Genomic DNA, 19,892 nt, shown 5'->3' with positions numbered 1-19,892 from the left:
TCACCTCTCTACTTACGCTCTACCGTTTCCATGACAAAGGCTTCGATAATATCTCCCTCTTTAATGTCATTGAAGCGCTCAATGGTAATACCGCACTCGTAGCCTTGCGCTACTTCTTTGGCATCGTCTTTGAAGCGTTTCAAGGAATCGATTTTGCCTTCAAATATTACAATACCTTCGCGAATGACGCGAACTTCTGCCGAACGACTAATTTTACCGGATGTAACCATACAACCCGCGATCGACATTTTGTTGATTTTGAAAATGTTACGCACTTCCGCATGACCAATAACGTTCTCACGATATTCAGGATCAAGCATCCCTTTCATCGCTTGTTCGATTTCTTCGATCACGCTATAAATAACACGGTGCAGACGAACATCGACTTTCTCTTGCTCCGCAGTAAGCTTCGCTTGGTTGTCTGGACGAACGTTAAATCCGATCACGATTGCATTCGAAGCAGCTGCTAGGATGATATCGGATTCTGTAAGCGCACCAACACCGCTGTGGATGATCTTAACGCGTACGCCTTCAACTTCGATTTTCGCCAAGGAGCCTTTCAATGCTTCAACAGAACCTTGCACGTCCCCTTTGATAATGACGTTCAGGTCTTTGATCTCGCCGTCTTTGATGTGCTTGAACAGATCATCTAGCGTAACACGTGTATTCGCATTAAGCTCAGACTGACGTTGCGTGATTGCACGACGATCGGCGATAGCACGTGCCTTACGCTCATCTTCGAAGCCCATGAACGGATCGCCTGCTAGCGGAACTTCCGTAAGACCTGTAATCTCAACAGGCGTCGAAGGACCCGCTTCTTTCAGACGACGACCTTTGTCGTTGACCATTGCACGGACACGACCGAAGCAGTTCCCTGCAACGAAGGCATCCCCAACGCGAAGTGTACCATGTTGCACAAGGATACGTGCGACTGGACCGCGGCCTTTGTCAAGCTCAGCTTCAATAACTGTACCGCGAGCACGCTTGTCTGGGTTCGCTTTGTACTCGTTGACTTCCGCAACAAGAAGAATCATCTCAAGCAAGCCATCCAAGTTAATACGTTGTTTCGCAGACAAGTTAACAAAGATCGTATCGCCGCCCCACTCTTCTGGAACCAATTCATATTCTGTAAGCTCTTGCTTCACTTTATCCGGATTTGCGTTTGGCTTATCAATTTTGTTTACAGCAACGATAATTGGAACATTTGCTGCCTTCGCATGGTTGATCGCTTCAACCGTCTGCGGCATCACACCGTCATCCGCTGCAACTACGATAATTGTAATATCCGTTACTTCAGCACCACGCGCACGCATCGTTGTAAACGCTTCGTGACCCGGTGTATCCAGGAACGTAATTTTCTTACCGTTGGTTTCAACTTGGTATGCACCGATATGCTGCGTGATTCCGCCTGCTTCTCCACTTGTTACGTTCGTCGAACGAATCGCATCAAGCAACGTTGTTTTACCGTGGTCAACGTGACCCATGATCGTAACAACTGGAGGACGAGTTTTCAAATCCGCCTCATCATCGACTTCTTCTACATCTTCAAAACGGTCTTCTTCAACTGGGATCTTGATCTCCACTTCGACCTTAAACTCTGAGGCAAGCAATTGGATTGTATCCAGGTCAAGCTCCTGGTTAATGGTAGCCATAACACCCAAGAAAATTAATTTCTTGATCACCTCAGAAGCATCCTTATGAAGCAATTTAGCGGTTTCCCCAACCGTCATATTGCCGCGTACAATGATTTTCTTCGGCGTGTTATCGATTTTCTCACGTTTTTCTTGAACAGGCTGTTGGCCTCTACCGCGTTGATTTCTTCCGCCACGGTTGTTATAGCCACCGCCTTGATTTCCTTTGAAATTGCTGACTTTGTTATCATCGAAGCGCTTTTGATTTGGCTTCGTTTTCTTTGGTGCTGATGCTGGTTTAGTTACTGACACGAATTCCTCTCCCTCATCCACTTGTTTGCCAGAGTTTCCATTGAATTTATTGGGAGCTTGTGCCTGATTCCCATGATTTTGTGGTCTCGTAGCTTGTGAATTATTACTTGTATTTCCTTGGAATGGTCTACCTTGGCCTGGTCGTTGCCCGGAATTTGCTTTTCCATTGCTTGTTCCGTTAGGGTTCCCCATTGTCCTGCGCTGATCCTGATTTTTTGAATTGTTATTCATTTGATGATTCCCCTGCTTCTCAGGTTGGCGAGGTTTATGCTGATCACGTCCATCACGCGATGGATTTGTTGATTGACCATGACGGTTCGGCTGCTGTTGACCAGCTGGCTTGGATTGGGTAACGGTATTACCACCTTCCCGCTGACCTTGGGGCTTCACATGACTTGGCTTCGCAGAGATAGTAGCCATCTCGCTTGGTTTAGACGTCTGTGAAGTTGAACCATTCCCTTGTTGCACAGCAGCAGGAGGGTTCGATGGGCTACTCACTTGACCTTTGTCAGAGCCCGAACGCTTCGCTGCTGCATTCGCCTTAATATCCCGGAAGAATTGTTCCACACGACTGACGGTATCATTCTCCATCACGCTCATATGGTTATTCACAGGGATATCGAGCCGTTTCATGATCGTAATAATTTCTTTACTGCTCATATTTAAAGACTTCGCATACTCATATACTCTTAGCTTATCTTTATTATCTTTGTTGTCTTGTTTACTCAATATACTCCACCTCCGACAATATCAACATTTCCTTACTGATCATTCGAAAAAAACCTGGGTCTGTCACGGCTAGAACGACGCGTTCGGCTTTACCAATGCATTCTCCCAAAGTTCCCCGATCGAACCCGATCGCAAGCGGCACGTTGTACGTATGACATTTGTCGCGAAATTTCTTCTTGGTGTTCTCTGAAGCGTCGCCTGCGACAATAACGAGATGAGCCCCGCCTGCACGGACCGCCTTGAGCACGATTTCATCACCCGTGATCAGCTTCCCTGCACGCATTGCAAGTCCCAAGTAGGACTTCACTTTACTCATCTTCATCCTCCGCCCGCTCCTTATTCGCAATGAATTCATCTTCCACGCGAATAAAGTCCTGCTCCAGTTGGTTGTATATTTCAGGCTGTACCTGATGCTTCAATGCACGGTCCAACGCCTTGCTCTTATGAGCTAGCTTGAAACAGGACAGCTTACCGCACAAATATGCGCCGCGCCCTGCTTTTTTGCCAGTCAAATCAATTAACACTTCATCCTGTGGTGTCTTCACCACACGAATCAGTTCTTTCTTGGGCATCATTTGCTGACAAGCAACACATTTTCGCAGCGGTACTTTTCTAGGTCTCATATGATCCCCTCCCCCGTCGCGTAATCAATTAGTCGATCGATACAGAATCCTGATGCATCGTCTCGCCTGTTCTCTCACGTCCGTATTCTTCTTCCGCTTGCGTCTCACTCTTGATATCGATCTTCCAGCCTGTAAGCTTAGCTGCAAGACGAGCATTCTGACCTTTAATACCAATGGCAAGGGACAATTGATAGTCCGGTACGATCACACGCGCCATCTTCTCTTGTTCGAATACTTGAACCTCTAAGACTTTGGAAGGACTCAGTGAGTTCGCTACATATTCGTCAACGCGCTCGGACCAGCAGACGATATCGATTTTCTCGCCTTTCAGCTCGTTCACGATCGTCTGAACACGCATCCCTTTCGGTCCTACACAGGATCCTACCGGATCAACTTCTTCATTGCGCGAATAGACGGCGATCTTCGAACGGAAGCCAGCTTCACGAGCTACGGAACGAATTTCTACGACACCATCGAAAATCTCAGGCACTTCAAGCTCGAACAAACGCTTCAAAAGACCTGGATGTGTGCGGGAGAGCAAAATTTGCGGCCCCTTCGTTGTATTCTCAACCTTCGTGATGTACGCTTTAACACGATCACCTTGCTTGAACTTCTCGTTCGGCATAAGCTCGTTGAGTGGCAAAGCCGCTTCAATCTTGCCTAAGTCGATATATACATTACGCAGATCTTGGCGTTGGACAATACCCGTAACGATATCTTCTTCCTTCTCAATATACGCGTTGTAGATCAATCCGCGCTCAGCTTCACGAATGCGTTGCGTAACAACTTGCTTCGCTGTCTGAGCAGCAATGCGTCCGAAATCGCGCGGCGTTACTTCGATCTCCGCGATATCTCCCATTTGGAAGTTCGGGTTAATCTCGCGTGCCGCGTAGAGAGAAATCTCCATCCGAGGATCAAGAATCTCGTCCACGACGGTTTTTCTCGCATAGACCTTGATCACGCCATTATGGCGGTTCATGTCAACGCGAACGTTCTGCGCCGTATTAAAGTTACGTTTATAACTTGAAATTAAAGCGGCCTCGATCGCCTCTAACAAAATATCCTTGCTAATCCCTTTTTCGCGCTCGATTTCATGAAGCGCTTCGATAAAATCCATACTCATTGGAAAATAGCTCCCCCTTTCAATCCTTTACCCTTATTCATCATCAGTTAGTTAGAACAGAATACTTAATCTTGCACTCGCAACCTTCGCGTAAGGAATAGTCTTCTTTGACTTTCTTCCTTTCGTGATAGCCTCGATGACCATTTCTTCCCCGTCAAAGGAAAGCAGCATACCTTCAAATTCCTTGGTGCCGTCAATCTGCTCATATGTAGTCACATACACGTTTTTATTTACTGCTTTGTGAACATCTTCTGGCTTTTTGAGCGGCCGTTCTGCGCCTGGCGAAGAGACTTCCAAGAAATACGCTTCAGGAATCGGGTCATTGGCGTCTAGTTGATTGCTCAGAAATTCGCTAATTAGGCCGCAATCTTCTATGTCGATGCCGCCTTCCTTATCCACGAACACACGCAAAAAGTAACTGCTGCCTTCCTTCACATATTCAACGTCCACGAGCTCGAACCCGTTTTCGTCCAAATATGGTTGAACCATTTCTTCCACAACCGATTTAATCTTCGGTGTACTCAAGATGTTACCCCCTTGTTTCTTACCTGTAACCATACGATTTGCCGATTAAAGACTCACTATCTAAAAAGCTATATACCAAAAGGTAAAGAGTGGGTTTCCCCACTCTTCTTCGCGACAGTTATATCATCATCATTACCAAAAAATTATAACATACGCATAGCGCAATGACAAGTAGCGTAAGCAGAAGGGAAGCGAAGCATTCTCTAGAATAACGACAATTGATTGCTCTCAGGCAACCCGCGGAAGCATCCCATTTGACCCAGAACCTCCACGATCGTCTTACTTGCTTTGGATCGCATCTGGAAGTCTTCAATAGATAGATACTCACCCTGCTCTCTAGCTGCCGCAATACTGCGGGCCGCATTCTCTCCAATCCCTTGTATCGCAGCGAATGGAGGAATTAAGCTGTCGCCATCTACGATAAACTTCGTAGCGTCCGATCGATACAGATCTATCGGCTTGAACGTAAATCCTCGCGCCGTCATTTCAAGCGACATTTCAAGGATCGATAAGCTGTTCTTCTCCTTCGGTGTCGCCTGGAAGCCCTTCGCTTCAATCTCTACGATCATCTTATGAATCGCATCATAACCTTGACATAATACATCCAGATCAAAGTCCGCGCCACGAACCGAGAAGTAAGTAGCGTAGAACGCGATCGGGTGATAGATCTTATAAAAAGCACAGCGGACGGCCGAGATAACATATGCTGCCGCATGGGCTTTCGGGAACATGTACTGGATTTTGAGGCAAGAATCGATGTACCACTGCGGCACTTTGCAGTTCTTCATCTCTTGTATCCATTCATCGGATAGACCTTTCCCTTTACGTACATTCTCCGTAATCTTGAAGGCCAAGCCGGCGTCCATCCCTGCTTTATAAATTAAGAACAACATGATCTCGTCACGACAACCGATAACGGTCTTGATCGTACACGTTCCGTTCTTAATCAGATCCTGCGCATTACCAAGCCATACACCCGTCCCGTGGGACAACCCAGAAATCTGAAGTAAATCGGCAAAGGTTGATGGCTTTGCTTCAATTAACATCTGACGAACGAATTTCGTCCCCATCTCGGGAATGCCATACGTCGCTACGGGCGTCCGAATCTGATCCGGTCTTACCCCAATCGCGTCCGTAGAGTTGAATAAACTCATCACTTTCGGATCATTCATTGGAATGGATGTCGGGTCAACACCCGTTAAATCTTGCAGCATCCGCATCATCGTCGGATCATCGTGCCCCAGAATATCGAGCTTCAGTAGGTTCGCTTCAAAAGCATGGTAATCGAAATGAGTCGTTTTCCACTCGGCGTTCACATCGTCAGCCGGGTACTGGACTGGCGTAACGTCTTCAACGTCGATATAATCCGGCACGACGACGATACCGCCGGGATGCTGTCCTGTGCTCCGCTTGACGCCAGTACAGCCTGATGCCAGTCGATTTAGTTCAGCCCCGCGCCATTTCTTATGCTGGTCTTCTTCGTATTTCTTCGCAAATCCGAATGCCGTCTTCTCTGCAACCGTACCGATCGTACCCGCTCTGAACACGCATTTCTCGCCGAACATCTCCTTGGTAAAGTTATGGGCAATCGGCTGATAATCCCCGGAGAAGTTCAAGTCGATATCGGGAACTTTATCCCCTTTAAATCCAAGGAACGTCTCGAAAGGTATGTCCTGCCCTTCCCCTTTCAGTGGCTGGCCACAGTTCGGACAGCTTTTGTCCGGAAGATCAAAGCCGCTCGGTACGCTTCCGTCCGTGAACCATTCGCTGTGCTTACAGTTTGAATTGAGGCACAAATAATGCGGCGGTAACGGATTAACTTCGGAGATTCCTAGGAACGTTGCAACGATCGAAGATCCAACGGATCCCCGAGAACCAACCAGATAACCATCTTGGTTCGACTTCTTCACGAGCCGTGCCGAGATGAGATAGTTCGCTGAAAAGCCGAATTTGATAATCGGAACGAGTTCCTTCTCCAGCCGAGCGATAATAATCTCGTTCAACTCATCGCCATACAGATCCTTGGCGGTCTGGTAGCATGTGCTCCGAATCTCTTCGTCCGCGCCGTCAATATTCGGCGTGAACAGTTTGTCAGGGAACAATTTGATCTCTTCAAAACGATCCGCCAAAGCGCTCGTGTTCGTCACGACGACTTCATAGGCTTTTTCTTTGCCCAAAAATGCGAACTCCTCGAGCATCTCGTCTGTCGTACGCAAATGCGCATCCGGCTTACGAATATCTTTGAGCGGACTGAAGCCCGTAATGCCGTGAATAGCGATATCTCTATAAATTTTATCTCTCGGATTTAAGTAATGGACATTCCCTGTAGCAATAACAGGCTTGTCCAGCTTCAACCCTATACGACAAATATTCTGAATCGCTTGTTCAATGTGCGCTGGGCTGGCAACCAGACCTTTCTCCACCAAATGCATATACATTGTAAGAGGTTGAATCTCAAGAACATCGTAAAATTGCGCCACCTCTTCGGCCTCTTCAATCGTTTTGTTGAGTACCGTCTCGAACAGTTCACCTTTCTCGCAGCCGGATATGACGATAAGTCCTTCGCGATGTTCAATTAATTTACTGCGCGGGATACAAGCAACCCGTTTGAATGTTTCGGTATGAGATAATGAGACCAATTTGTATAAATTCTTCTTCCCTACATTGTTCACCGCATAGATTCCGCAATGGAATGGACGCATATTGGACAGATCTTTACCGACATAGTCATTCAATCGATCCAGCATCGTAATGCGAAGCTGCTCTTCCGCATCTTGTAAGAGCCCAAATAGGATGCCGCCAAGTGCAATGGAGTCATCAATCGCGCGGTGATGGTTCTCAAGCGATACTTTATATTTAGCCGCTAACGTGTTTAGGCGGTGATTTTTCAAGGTCGGATGAATCAGTCTAGCAAGCTCTAGCGTATCGATAACCGGATTCGTAACTGGAGAAAGGTTGAGCTGTCTCAAGGCATGCTGCAAGAATCCCATATCAAACCTCGCGTTGTGGGCAACCAGAATGGAGTCGCCAATGAAATCCACGAATTCTCGAATAACAGGATCAAGTTCCGGTGCATCTCTGACCATCTCATCGGTAATGTTCGTAAGCTGCGTAATATTGTACGGGATTTTCTCATGAGGATTGATGAATTTAGCGAACCGGCCAATTTCACGCCCTTCACACATTTTAACCCCGGCAAGCTCGATAATCTTACTATTCGTTACCGATAATCCAGTAGTCTCGACGTCAAATACGACATAAGTCGCTTGCTTCAGTTCAATCGGTTGTGGTTCCAACACAATATCAACACCGTCATTCACAACATTCGCTTCTAGTCCATAGATCAGCTTAATGCCATTTTTCTTCGCAGCTTTGTCTGCCTCCGGATAGCACTGGACATTCGCATGATCTGTTACGGCAATTGCTTTATGGCCCCACTTCGCAGCCATCTTGATGTATTGATCAATCGAAGTCACAGCATCCATCGTACTCATCGTGGAGTGCAAATGGAATTCTACGCGTTTCTCCTTCGCATGGTCCATCCGATCAGGTGGTGCTTTGATCTCCATCAGGTCTGAAGGAATCATGACAAGTTCAGGAACTTGCATGAAGCGGTCATATTCCACCTTGCCCCGTGCCCGCACCCACTTGCCATTCGCCAGCAGATTCATAATCTTGACATCTTCTTTGTTCTTCGCGAACATCTTCATCTGCAAGGAATCTGTGAAATCCGTCAAGTAATACGTATATAACGTACTGCCATTTCGAAGCTCCTTCACATCTAGCCCGAAAATAGCACCTTGAATCGTAACCTTCTTCTCTTCGTCTTGAATCTGTTCAAGTGGCACAGGCTGCTCTTTAATTTCATATCCCACTTGTAATTTAATGTCCTCGTTACTGCCGCTGTCACTCTCAACTTCAGGTTCGATACTTGTCATCATCTGTTGAATGACTTCACGTTCTTCAACAACCAGCTTCTGCTGGAATTCTTCATACTTCTCGGAATTAAATTCACCTGCTTGAAGCTTCACGCGCACGGTCCGATTGAAATATTGCTCATAAAATCGCGTGATCGCGTCGTCAATGCTGCGCTTGCGAGCGAGTTCCAATGATGTAGTATCGCTCAGCGTTACGAGCACATTCGATTGTTCCGCTTGAACTTGTGCTTTACTCATGAATCCCTGAACCGAAGCGATCTCACGTTGTACCCACTCCAGGAATAATCCCCAATATTCTTCGACGATCTCGCCAGTCGTCACCGTTTCCGAATATTCAAGAATAATCTTGATCTTCGCAATGTGAGACATCCGTTCACGCACTTGCACACCAAAGGTACGATAAGCGGGTGAAGGTAAGATCGAATCACGACGTATATAGATGGTCCACTCCCGATTCGTCCGGCTCGTCTCCACACGATCGATGTATCCTTCTGTAAAATAAGCATCGATCATACTGCCTGGAATTTCAGCTTGATTCAGGAGTATCTCGAACCGCTTTCTTTTCTCCCCCAAATTTCCCATGATGTCCCCCCTACAAAATCGAAAAGCTTCTGCAAAAGAGGCATCGATAAATCATCGAGATCTTCGTAAGAAGCTTTTCAACTTAATTCAAAATATTAGTAAGCGCGAGCGAATACAACCGTGTGCTCTGCTTGTTCCCCACAACATAGGCAAGTCGACTTCTTCTCTTGCGGCTCGAAAGGAATGTTACGACTTGTTGCGCCTGTCTCTTCTTTGACCTGCGACTCACAAGCAGCCGATCCACACCAACCTGCAAGATAGAATCCACGCTGCTCTTCCATAGAAGCTTTGAGTTCATCTAGTGTATCCACCGATTTGAAATGATCTTCGCGGAACTGCTTCGCACGATTAAACATTTCTTGATGAATATCTTCTAGCATGGTCTTCACTTCTTCAACGAGGTTCGCTTGCTGTACGATACGCTTCTCGCCAGTAATACGCGATACGAGTACACATACGCCATTCTCCATGTCACGAGGACCGAGTTCTAGGCGAAGCGGCACGCCGCGCATTTCGTATTCATTGAATTTCCAGCCTGGGCTCACATCCGAACGGTCATCGACGCGAACACGGATGCCTGCTTGCTTCAGTTCCTTGAACAACTCGTCCGTACGTCCAATCACTTGCTCACGCGTCTTCGGCGGTCCAATTGGAATCATAATCACTTGCGTTGGAGCAACCTTCGGTGGTAATGCAAGGCCACGATCGTCACCGTGAACCATGATCATCGATCCGATAAGACGTGTACTTACACCCCATGACGTCGTATGAACATATTCAAGGTTGTTCTCTCTGCTGAGATATTTGATATCAAATGCAACGGCAAACTTATTGCCAAGATAATGAGATGTTCCTGCTTGTACGGCACGTCCGTCTTTCATCATCGCTTCAATCGAATACGTATCGACTGCACCGGCAAACCGCTCTGAAGGTGTCTTCGCGCCCATAATAACCGGAATCGCAAGATAATTTTCAACGAAATCACGGTAGATTTCGAGCATTTGCATCGTCTCTTGACGTGCTTCTTCCTCTGTCTCATGTGCCGTATGGCCTTCTTGCCATAGGAATTCACTTGTACGAAGGAATGGTAGCGTACGTTTCTCCCAACGAACAACGTTCGCCCATTGGTTAATTAACACCGGCAAATCACGGTAGGATTGAATCCATTTCGAATACATATGTCCGATCATGGTCTCCGAAGTCGGACGAATCGCAAGACGTTCTTCCAACTTCTCGCCGCCTGCTTCAGTAACCCATGGAAGCTCCGGATTGAAGCCCTCAACATGCTCCTTCTCCTTCTGGAAGAAACTCTCCGGAATAAACATTGGGAAGTATGCGTTCCGATGACCGGTTTCTTTGAACCGACGGTTCAATTCTTCCTGCATATGTTCCCAAATTTCGAAGCCATCTGGACGGAATACAATACATCCGCGAACGGGAGAGTAATCCATTAAATCTGCTTTCTTGATGACATCAATATACCAGCGAGAGAAATCCTCTTGCTGCGGTGTAATTTCTGTTACAAACTGCTTATCTTTAGACATACGAATCTAAATGCCTCCCATGAAATGCTATAGCTCATTAGTATGATTTTGTACAATTCGACAATAAACGCCGCTTATCCTTTTACTAGCCGCAAAATATCATTATACGTGACAGCCAGCATTAACAACATTAACATGGCGAATCCAATAATATGCACCATGCTCTCCCGGTTCGGATCCACCTTGCGCCCTCGAATGGCTTCGACGCCAATAAAGACAAGACGGCTGCCATCCAGTGCTGGTATTGGGAGTAAGTTGAAGATACCAAGATACAAGCTCAGTATTCCAGCCCATGAAGTCAGTTGGGCTATCCCTTGCTTCGCAATCTGACCTGTCACTTCGAATGTTCGTACAGGACCACCTAGATCATCCAGCTTGAACTGTCCGAAGATCAGCATCCGGAATCCATCGAATATCCGAATGGTCGTATTCTTCATGGCAATCCCCGAGTACTTGATCGTCTCCACAAATGATGCGGAACGCATCGGATAATCCGGCACGATACCGACTTTACCGCCTTCTTGACCTTCGATAAGCTCTGGCGTTACATCGATGTTTTTCTCTACGCCGTCCCGTATAATCGTCCAATGCATCACTTTATCTGTCGATTTACCGATCATTTCAATCATTTTAGCAGAATCTGTACCGATATCTACGCCATTAATCGTGTCGATAATATCCCCTGGTTTGAGTCCTGCACGATCCGCAGGTTTGCCCTCTGTGATTTGTCCAATTTTGAGGTGCTGCGGGTTCTCTTCTGGCACACCAGCCATCATAATATACGCCGCGAACAGCACAAAGGCAAGGAAGAAATTCATTAACGGCCCGGCAAATATAGCCATCGCACGCTGACCTACCGTTTTGCTGCCAAATTGACGGTTATACGGAGCAATTTGCGTCTCCTGACCTTTGGTAACCATCATCGCTTGCGGATGAACGGCAATCGTCTGAATATCACCATCGACATCCAGCTTCACGAACAAGTGCTCTTCAATATCAATTTCTTCAACCGTTCCACGCACAACATTTTTACGTTGATCCAGTTGATCTAGATAGAGATGAGTGATTTGATCTTGATTCAATCTTACAGCGATGGTCTGACCTGGCTGGATCTGAACTAATTCAGGATCTTCTCCTGCCATCCGCACGAATCCGCCGAGTGGCAGTAGCCGCAGCGTATACCGTGTCTCATTTTTCTTAAAGGAGAACAGCTTTGGTCCAAATCCAATTGCAAATTCACGAACGAGAATACCAGCACGTTTCGCGAAGTAGAAATGCCCCCACTCATGAATCGTTACGAGGACAAAAAAGACTAATACCGTTAAAAAAATGATCTGAACCATTTCCAACTGACAGCATCCTCCCTCACTCACTTATGTCCATATAAATTATCCATATTCCCTATTTCGCTTCACGAGAATGCTTTGGCATAAGTTTTTTTAAGCGTATACTCCTAGGATAACCCAAAAGGGATGTTCAATGCCAATTGTCTTGTCAATCGATCTGTCTCTTGAATTTGCTCTAAGGTAGGCATTGCAATCCGTTGGTGCTTCTCAAGTGCAGATGCAATGACATCTTCAATCTGAAGAAATGTTATTTCACCGCGTAAAAACCGCGCCACAGCCACTTCATTCGCCGCATTGAAAACCGTAGGAGCCGTACCCCCTATTCTACCACATTCAAAGGCCATTCTTAAACATGGATAGCGGTCATAGTCCATCTCACGGAAATGCAGCTTACCGATCCGAGCAAGATCAAGCGAAGCAGCAGGTGAAGCAATCCGTTCAGGATATGTAAGAGCATATTGGATCGGAACACGCATATCTGGATTTCCCATCTGGGCGATGATACTACTGTCGTTAAACTCAACAAAAGAGTGGATGATACTCTCCGGATGAACGAGGACATCAATCTGTTCATAAGGCAAGTTGAACAGCCAGTGCGCTTCAATCACTTCTAGCCCCTTGTTCACCATCGTTGCTGAATCAATAGTGATCTTCGCCCCCATCGACCAATTCGGATGATTCAAAGCCTCCTCAACCGTGACACCTTGAAGTTGTTCTCGTGTCCGATCGCGGAAAGAGCCGCCCGAAGCCGTAATCGTAATTTTCTTGATATTCTCCATCGATTCGCCGTTCAAACATTGGAAAATGGCAGAATGTTCACTATCAATCGGCAGCATGGTGACGCCATAATCACGAACCATCGACGTTACGATATGCCCTGCCGTCACGAGCGTTTCTTTATTCGCTAGACCAATGTTCTTACCCGCTTGGATCGCTGCTAATGTCGAAGGCAGCCCTTGGCTCCCAACCAGCGCCGTAACAACAAAATCAGCATCCGTTCGTGCAGCAACTTCAATAAGCCCTTCGTCCCCATAATACACTTCAATATCAGAAGGAATGTGTTGCTTCAATTGATCTGCAAGCTCTTTGGTCGCAATCGATACTTTACGCGGTTTAAATCGATGGATTTGCTCTATAAATAAAGCAGCATTCGTACCTGCTGCCAATCCTTCAACTTTAAATTGTTCAGGGTAATGGGAAATCACGTCCAATGTTTGTGTACCAATCGAACCTGTCGAACCCAATATAGATATTTTTCTCACGATCGTTTCTCTCCCTTATGCATGCGGCAGCAGCATTAACAGCTGCACGAACGGAAACACAATCAACCAACTGTCACAACGATCGAGTACCCCGCCATGCCCCGGCAAGAAATTCCCGCTATCTTTAATGCCGCGAATGCGTTTATATGCCGATTGGATCAAGTCGCCTAATTGCCCAACGACTGCTGCAACAATACCGATGCCAACCGCTTTGCCGAACGGAAGCAATTCCGGTGCGTACCAAGCAAACAACAGTGCAATAACGACGGAGATGACGACTCCCCCAAATGCACCTTCAATCGTTTTATTCGGGCTAATCGAAGGCCATAACTTTGTTCTACCAAATGCGCGTCCTGTAAAATAAGCGCCTGAATCAGAGGCCCATATGCAGCCAAACAATAAGAATGTCCAGAACAATCCGTGATCATCGGGTGTATAGCGTGTCGTAATCATCGCCTGGAAGCCCACACCCACATAGACTGCGCCGAGGAACATCACTGCGATTCGATCAATATCAATGCGATTCTTAGATAATACGGTTATCGTTAAGAAAAGAAACATGAGAAGCCACATCCACATCGGTTCGACACTTACGTCAAACCCTTCCCATGGGAATACAAAATAAATGACACCTGCAAAACCGAGCAGGGAGGTGATGTTCCACCATTGAAAGTGGTTCATTCTGGCAAATTCATAATAGCCGATTAAGGATAACACGATTAGAAGTCCTTGGTACCAAGGTCCACCGATCACAGTGCAGGCAAGGAATGCCGATCCTGCAATTATCCCGGTAATGATGCGTTGCTTCAATGATATCCACTCCTACGAAGTTATACTAAACCGCCATATCTGCGTGTTCTCCGTTGGTATTCGGCGATTGCTTCATACAAATGTTCCTCTGTGAACGCAGGCCAATATACATCAGTGAACCAAAATTCGCTATAAGCTAACTGCCATAGCATAAAATTACTCAAACGGAGCTCTCCACTGGTCCGAATGAGAAGATCTGGATTCGGTAAATGATTCGATAACAAATGCTGCTCAATGTCTGACTCCGCAATATCTTCAGGGCGCAATTCACCATTCAGCACGCGTTGCCCGATCTCACGAACACTCTCTACAATTTCCCTACGACCGCCATAATTCAATGCAAAATTAAGAATAAGTCCCGTATTGTTCTTCGTCTGACGTTCCGCTTCTTCAATCGCCTTGAGCGTATGCGACGGCAGATCTTCTTTGTGGCCCATCATGCGAACTTGAACATTCTTCTCGATCAGCTCCGCGAGTTCAATGGACAGGAACTCCTCCGGCAGCTTCATCAGAAAGTCGACTTCTTCTTTTGGACGTTTCCAATTTTCCGTGGAAAAAGCATACATGGTCAGGCATTTCACACCCAACGCATCTGCAGCAATGGTTACTTTCTTCACTGCTTTCATGCCATTATGATGCCCTGCAATGCGAGGTAATCCACGATTTTTAGCCCAGCGGCCGTTCCCGTCCATAATTATCGCGATGTGCTCAGGAATATTATCCTTTGTTAAATTGAATGACGCTTGACCTTTGGGTCTGTCATCCAACCATTTCTGGAATCGCTTAATCATTCCATTTCCTCCAACCTAGATGATGAGAACTACTCACATGTAGAAAAAAGACAACAAACCCCACCGTTCGGAGGGGCAGCAGGCATGACATTATACTTCCATGATTTCTTTCTCTTTGGATGCAGTGACTTTATCAACTTCACCAATATATTTGTCCGTTGTTTTCTGAACATCTTCTTGGTGACGACGAGATTCATCTTCCGAAATGTCTGATTTCTCGAGTTTTTTAATGTCATCATTCGCATCACGACGGATGTTACGAATGGCTACTTTCGCGTCCTCTCCGAATTTCTTCGTCGATTTCACGAGTTCCACACGACGCTCTTCTGTCAACATAGGAATCGATAGACGAATTTGAGTTCCATCATTCGCTGGTGTCAATCCCAAATCGGACTTCAAGATTGCTTTCTCAATTGCGCCTAATGATGTTTTATCCCATGGCTGAATCATAAGGGTACGAGAATCTGGTGTATTCACATTCGCGAGTTGATTCACTGGGGTTGGAGCGCCATAATATTCAACTTGGATCCGATCCAGCATCGATGATGATGCACGACCTGCACGCAACGTTGCAAGATCGCGTTTCAAGGATTCAATTGCTTTCCCCATACGTTCTTCTGCATTCTTTTTGATTGATTGTGGCATTAGTCTACACTCCCTTTTACAATCGTTCCAATCTTCTCACCTTGTACAACACGTTTGATATTGCCCTTCTCCGTAATGGCAAAGACGACAAGTGGAATATTGTTATCCATGCACAATGAAGAAGCGGTTGAGTCCATCACGCCAAGATTACGATTTAACACTTCAAGATAAGTTAATTGTTCGAACTTCTCTGCAGTCTCATCCTTGAATGGATCTGCCGTGTAGACACCGTCTACTTTATTCTTCGCCATCAGAATGACATCTGCTTCGATCTCAGCCGCACGAAGCGCTGCCGTCGTATCTGTTGAGAAGAATGGATTCCCCGTACCTGCTGCGAAAATAACAACTCTGCCTTTTTCCAAGTGTCGGATCGCACGTCTACGGATATAAGGCTCGGCAATTTGCTGCATTGCAATAGAAGTCTGAACACGTGTTGGGACATCGATTTGCTCTAGCGCGTCTTGCAAGGCAAGGGAATTCATTACTGTAGCAAGCATACCCATGTAGTCCGCTGTTGCACGGTCAATCCCTTTTTCGCTGCCTGCGATTCCGCGCCAAATGTTGCCTCCGCCGCAAACAATTGCAACTTCAACGCCAAGTTCAACGACTTCCTTTACTTGTTCAGCAATGGAATTAATAACATCAGATTCAATGCCAAAGCCAGTCTGGCCGGACAGAGACTCACCACTTACTTTTAAGACGACTCGTTTATATACTGGTTGTTTCAATGATTTACCCTCCACTTTCGGATGATTCGTCCATCCCTATTGCCTTCAAAACAGATGCTGCTTGTATGTAGTTAAAAAAGAAGGAACACAGCGTGTTCCGACCTTTTAACTCATGATGCAATTGTGTCGTTAGTAAGCGTTAGCTTACATTTTTGCTTGCGCCATAACTTCTTCTACGAAGTTATCCACTTTTTTCTCCATGCCTTCTCCAAGCTCGTAACGAACGAAACGACGAACGGAGATGTTCTCACCGATTGTGCTGATTTTTTCTTTAAGCAATGTTTCGATTGTTTTGTCTGGATCTTTAACGAAGGATTGTTCCATCAAGCAGAACTCTTCAAAGTATTTGTTGATACGGCCTTCAACCATTTTATCAACGATTTTTTCTGGTTTACCTTCGTTAAGTGCTTGTGCACGAAGGATTTCTTTTTCTTTCTCAAGATCTTCCATTGGAACTTCTTCACGACGAACATAACGAGGGCTCATAGCCGCGATGTGCATAGCGATGTCACGAGCAAGCTCTTTGAATTGGTCTGTTTTACCAACGAAGTCTGTTTCGCAGTTGATTTCTACAAGAACGCCGATACGTCCGCCTGCATGGATGTAAGCTTCACATACGCCTTCCGTTGCAATACGTCCGGATTTGTTCGCTGCAGCCGCCAAACCTTTTTCACGCAAAATTTCGATTGCTTTTGTTACATCTCCGTTAGACTCATCAAGCGCTTTTTTGCAATCAAGCATACCTGCGCCTGTTTTTTCACGAAGTTCTTTTACCATGCTAGCCGTAACTGCCATTGTATATTCCCTCCAAAGTTAAATTCGTCATCTTCTCTGACGATCAGTTTGTTTTCTCAAAAAAAGGGCGGCGAGAGGTTTCACACCTACCAACCACCCTTTTCATTTAATTATCATTTAATTAAGCTGTTGTGTCTTCGCCTTGGTTTGCTTCGATCATCGCATCAGCCATTTTCGCAGTCAATAATTTAACTGCACGGATCGCGTCATCGTTACCTGGGATAACGTAGTCGATCTCGTCTGGATCACAGTTCGTATCAACGATACCAACGATTGGGATACCCAATTTACGAGCTTCTGCTACTGCAATACGCTCTTTGCGTGGATCGATAACGAACAATGCGCTTGGCAAACCTTTCATGTTCTTGATACCGCCTAAGAATTTCTCAAGACGATCTTTCTCTTTGCGAAGCAAGATAACTTCCTTCTTCGGAAGAACTTCGAACGTGCCGTCCTCTTCCCACTTCTCAAGAGTTTTCAAACGATCGATACGTTTTTGGATTGTTTGGAAGTTAGTCAACGTTCCACCCAACCAACGTTGGTTGATGAAGAAGTTTCCACAACGCTCTGCTTCTTCTTTAACGGAATCTTGAGCTTGTTTCTTCGTACCTACGAATAGGATTGTGCCGCCTTCTTCAGCGACAGATTTAACGAAGTTGTAAGCTTCCTCAACCTTTTTAACTGTTTTTTGCAAGTCGATAATGTAGATACCGTTTCTTTCAGTGAAGATATAACGATCCATTTTCGGGTTCCAACGACGAGTTTGGTGACCGAAGTGAACACCAGCTTCCAAAAGCTGTTTCATGGAGATTACTGCCATCTTCACACACCTCCTAATATGGTTTTTATTTTGTCCGCCGCTAATCTCATCTTTCGACAAGACTTCTACGATAGAAGCACCCTTATCGAAATTAAATAGCGTGTGTTTTTAACACCGTCATTTACTATATCATAAGTCAAAATGCGTTGCAAGCATGATGCACGGAAAAACTTGTTTTTTCGACTAAGGTCTGGTCGTAATGATCTTCGCGATCTCTGCAAACGTCTGATCTGCTGACAGTTCGTACGTTCCTGTGCGAATTTTGCTGTTAATACCATGCTTCTTACCATATGCAACAAATTTCGCGGAAGAATCAACGATCCCTAGATCCTCAAGCTTGTCGCTCACTTTGACAAGGGACATCCCCGCTACAATCTTTAAAGTTACTTTAGGCGCTTCAACATTCGTTTTCTCTTGCGCAGGAGGGGTGGAAGCGGTCGTGCTATTATCCTTTGGTTGTACTGTCACTTGCTGAGTTTGGGCCTGTGAGGCCCGCCACTCGGCTTCCTTCGTCTTGAGTAGTTCTTTCAGTTGTTCTGATGTATATGCCTTAGCATCGGCGGGCACGAGGTGCATATCCAATTTCATCGCTTCGGCTTCAAGCTGTTCAACGGTAAAAGCGCTCAGTTCCGTCTGGTTATTCTTTGGCTGTACTGGGTTAGCAGCGAGCATTAGCTGAAGAAGGACACTCCCCAGGATCAGACCGCTACCTAGCCCCAGAAAAAAATGACGTTTATTAATCACGGCTCGCCTCCTGCTTGGACAGCTGAAGGATAAGTTGGATTTCACCGCTAGGAATTCCTGTTTTCTTCGAGATCATATCAATCGATTTTCCATCCTCATAAAGTGCAAATACTTCAGCATAACGCCCCTTAATAGACGCATCTTCCTTCGATGGCTCTGGTTCGGTAATTTGCTGCTGCTCCACAACAGGAACGGAAATTGTCAGCGAAGGTTCAACAGAGTGTATCGGCTCTTCAGCAATAGAGGTCTGCTGCTGCGCGATCCATTGCTGTGCTTGCTGCCCTAGCTGAAGTTCAAGCTGTTGACACCGATGCTCAAGCTGTTCAACGCGATGTCCAAGAATATTCTGTTGCGTAACGAAGTCTTGTTTCATCTGCGTGACCAATTGAACGAGTTCTTTATTGTCCTGGTCAATTTCGTCCATGAAATGCTCCAGAGTCTCTTCTACTTCTCGTACGATTTCACTTTGATTACCAGTCTGCTGTTTGCGCTGTCTTGGGATCATAACTGCATATAAAATAGCCGCAGCACCAATGATGACAACGTACCACAAGGGGTCAAGATTCAATCCAATCACCTTTATTTCATCAAATTATAGAGTTAAATCGATGCGATGTCCTTTATATGGATGAATAGGGACCTCAGTGTCTTGCTCTGAGCTCCCTTCTGCCGGCTTACGCTTATGCTTACGGTCTGATGACTGCTGGTGTCGCTTTTCCTCATCATGGATAGGCAATTGAACAGTCTCATCGACCTGGGTATTCTTAGATCGCAACTGCTCTGTCTTTCGGGTTGCTTGTTCTGCAAGCATCGTCTGATCAACAAAAGGTTTATGCAGCGTCTGATGATGGACTGAAGATGCATCCTGCGATCTTGGAATTGACATTTGCATTTCAATAGGTCTAACCATAGCAGTCCCTCCGGATTCATAGTAGACAACTTCA

At 45.9% G+C, this 19,892-nt stretch carries 18 protein-coding genes; all 18 read right to left on the bottom strand.

Annotation, left to right across the window (positions count from 1 at the left end; translation table 11 throughout):
• Nucleotides 1-8: 8 nt before the first annotated feature.
• The 18 genes from infB to GCU39_RS05005 all read right to left on the bottom strand — a co-directional run bounded on the left by infB (nt 9) and on the right by GCU39_RS05005 (nt 19,858).
• Nucleotides 9-2,672 (bottom strand): translation initiation factor IF-2, encoded by a 2,664-nt coding sequence (gene infB / locus GCU39_RS05090; protein WP_152392511.1) that lies wholly within the window; start codon nt 2,670-2,672, stop codon nt 9-11.
• Complete coding sequence (locus GCU39_RS05085) at nt 2,665-2,988, bottom strand: L7Ae/L30e/S12e/Gadd45 family ribosomal protein (RefSeq protein ID WP_152397094.1); 324 nt, start codon at nt 2,986-2,988, stop codon at nt 2,665-2,667. Before GCU39_RS05085 ends, infB begins: the two co-directional genes overlap by 8 nt.
• Nucleotides 2,981-3,295 carry an RNase P modulator RnpM gene (rnpM, locus tag GCU39_RS05080; RefSeq protein WP_018757886.1) on the bottom strand — a complete coding sequence of 105 codons (315 nt, stop codon included), beginning with the start codon at nt 3,293-3,295 and terminating at the stop codon, nt 2,981-2,983. Before rnpM ends, GCU39_RS05085 begins: the two co-directional genes overlap by 8 nt.
• Nucleotides 3,296-3,323: 28 nt before the next feature.
• Complete coding sequence (gene nusA / locus GCU39_RS05075; RefSeq protein WP_152392510.1) at nt 3,324-4,418, bottom strand: transcription termination factor NusA; 1,095 nt, start codon at nt 4,416-4,418, stop codon at nt 3,324-3,326.
• Nucleotides 4,419-4,469: 51 nt separating this feature from the next.
• A complete protein-coding gene (gene rimP / locus GCU39_RS05070; RefSeq protein WP_152392509.1) occupies nt 4,470-4,943 on the bottom strand; it encodes a ribosome maturation factor RimP in 474 nt (157 codons plus the stop codon).
• A gap of 203 nt (nt 4,944-5,146) precedes the next feature.
• The gene (locus GCU39_RS05065) at nt 5,147-9,463 is read right to left on the bottom strand and encodes a PolC-type DNA polymerase III (RefSeq protein ID WP_152392508.1); all 4,317 of its coding nucleotides are present in this window, start codon (nt 9,461-9,463) and stop codon (nt 5,147-5,149) included.
• A gap of 95 nt (nt 9,464-9,558) precedes the next feature.
• The gene (gene proS, locus GCU39_RS05060; RefSeq protein ID WP_152392507.1) at nt 9,559-11,007 is read right to left on the bottom strand and encodes a proline--tRNA ligase; all 1,449 of its coding nucleotides are present in this window, start codon (nt 11,005-11,007) and stop codon (nt 9,559-9,561) included.
• A 74-nt stretch (nt 11,008-11,081) separates the two neighbouring features.
• A complete protein-coding gene (gene rseP, locus GCU39_RS05055; protein WP_152392506.1) occupies nt 11,082-12,356 on the bottom strand; it encodes an RIP metalloprotease RseP in 1,275 nt (424 codons plus the stop codon).
• Nucleotides 12,357-12,460: 104 nt separating this feature from the next.
• The gene (locus GCU39_RS05050) at nt 12,461-13,615 is read right to left on the bottom strand and encodes a 1-deoxy-D-xylulose-5-phosphate reductoisomerase (protein WP_152392505.1); all 1,155 of its coding nucleotides are present in this window, start codon (nt 13,613-13,615) and stop codon (nt 12,461-12,463) included.
• A 15-nt stretch (nt 13,616-13,630) separates the two neighbouring features.
• Complete coding sequence (locus GCU39_RS05045; protein WP_152392504.1) at nt 13,631-14,425, bottom strand: phosphatidate cytidylyltransferase; 795 nt, start codon at nt 14,423-14,425, stop codon at nt 13,631-13,633.
• 20 nt (nt 14,426-14,445) lie between these two features.
• Nucleotides 14,446-15,216 carry an undecaprenyl pyrophosphate synthase gene (locus GCU39_RS05040; RefSeq protein WP_152392503.1) on the bottom strand — a complete coding sequence of 257 codons (771 nt, stop codon included), beginning with the start codon at nt 15,214-15,216 and terminating at the stop codon, nt 14,446-14,448.
• A gap of 90 nt (nt 15,217-15,306) precedes the next feature.
• Nucleotides 15,307-15,861 carry a ribosome recycling factor gene (frr, locus tag GCU39_RS05035; RefSeq protein WP_152392502.1) on the bottom strand — a complete coding sequence of 185 codons (555 nt, stop codon included), beginning with the start codon at nt 15,859-15,861 and terminating at the stop codon, nt 15,307-15,309.
• Nucleotides 15,861-16,589 (bottom strand): UMP kinase, encoded by a 729-nt coding sequence (gene pyrH / locus GCU39_RS05030; protein WP_152392501.1) that lies wholly within the window; start codon nt 16,587-16,589, stop codon nt 15,861-15,863. Before pyrH ends, frr begins: the two co-directional genes overlap by 1 nt.
• Before the next feature lie 144 nt (nt 16,590-16,733).
• Nucleotides 16,734-17,384, bottom strand: a complete 651-nt coding sequence (gene tsf / locus GCU39_RS05025) for a translation elongation factor Ts (protein ID WP_152392500.1) — start codon at nt 17,382-17,384, stop codon at nt 16,734-16,736.
• A 121-nt stretch (nt 17,385-17,505) separates the two neighbouring features.
• Entirely contained in the window at nt 17,506-18,204 is a 699-nt protein-coding gene (rpsB, locus tag GCU39_RS05020; protein ID WP_152392499.1) for a 30S ribosomal protein S2, read from the bottom strand.
• Nucleotides 18,205-18,387: 183 nt separating this feature from the next.
• A complete protein-coding gene (locus GCU39_RS05015) occupies nt 18,388-18,948 on the bottom strand; it encodes an MltG/YceG/YrrL family protein (RefSeq protein WP_152392498.1) in 561 nt (186 codons plus the stop codon).
• Nucleotides 18,941-19,516, bottom strand: a complete 576-nt coding sequence (locus tag GCU39_RS05010; RefSeq protein WP_152392497.1) for a DUF6115 domain-containing protein — start codon at nt 19,514-19,516, stop codon at nt 18,941-18,943. Before GCU39_RS05010 ends, GCU39_RS05015 begins: the two co-directional genes overlap by 8 nt.
• 24 nt (nt 19,517-19,540) lie before the next feature.
• On the bottom strand, nt 19,541-19,858 hold the full coding sequence (locus GCU39_RS05005; RefSeq protein WP_152392496.1) for a hypothetical protein: 318 nt from the start codon (nt 19,856-19,858) through the stop codon (nt 19,541-19,543).
• Between the last annotated feature and the right edge of the window lie 34 nt (nt 19,859-19,892).

This window comes from Paenibacillus guangzhouensis (genome assembly GCF_009363075.1).
Lineage (GTDB): Bacteria > Bacillota > Bacilli > Paenibacillales > Paenibacillaceae > Paenibacillus_K > Paenibacillus_K guangzhouensis.
Note: the sequence above shows the minus strand (reverse complement) of the source record. Positions and strands in the feature narration are given on the sequence as shown.